Origin of the sequence: Paenibacillus sp. EZ-K15 (genome assembly GCF_002573715.1) — a bacterium.
In the GTDB taxonomy this organism is placed as follows: Bacteria; Bacillota; Bacilli; order Paenibacillales; family Paenibacillaceae; genus Paenibacillus_AQ.
Map to the genome: position 1 here is coordinate 1 of NZ_PDHM01000030.1, position 689 is coordinate 689.

A 689-nucleotide genomic window follows, 5' to 3' on the forward strand; every position below is an offset into this window, starting at 1 on the left:
GTACCGTAATCCGGTACGGGGACAGTGTCAGGCGGGCAGTTTGACTGGGGCGGTCGCCTCCTAAAGAGTAACGGAGGCGCCCCAAGGTTCCCTCAGAATGGTTGGAAATCATTCGAAGAGTGCAAAGGCATAAGGGAGCTTGACTGCGAGACCTACAAGTCGAGCAGGGACGAAAGTCGGGCTTAGTGATCCGGTGGTACCGCATGGAAGGGCCATCGCTCAACGGATAAAAGCTACCCTGGGGATAACAGGCTTATCTCCCCCAAGAGTCCACATCGACGGGGAGGTTTGGCACCTCGATGTCGGCTCATCGCATCCTGGGGCTGAAGTAGGTCCCAAGGGTTGGGCTGTTCGCCCATTAAAGCGGTACGCGAGCTGGGTTCAGAACGTCGTGAGACAGTTCGGTCCCTATCTGTCGTGGGCGTAGGAAATTTGAGAGGAGCTGTCCTTAGTACGAGAGGACCGGGATGGACGTACCGCTGGTGCACCAGTTGTTCCGCCAGGAGCATGGCTGGGTAGCTACGTACGGAAGGGATAAGCGCTGAAAGCATCTAAGCGTGAAGCCCCCCTCAAGATGAGATTTCCCAACTAGTAAGACCCCTTGAAGACCACGAGGTAGATAGGTTGGAGGTGGAAGTGCAGCAATGCATGGAGCTGACCAATACTAATCGGTCGAGGGCTTATCCAAA

At 55.6% G+C, this 689-nt stretch carries 1 rRNA gene; it reads left to right on the top strand.

Going from position 1 to position 689, the window contains the following annotated elements:
* A 23S ribosomal RNA gene (locus tag CRG97_RS32785) occupies window positions 1-688 on the top strand; the annotation flags it as partial.
* Window position 689: the final 1 nt, after the last annotated feature.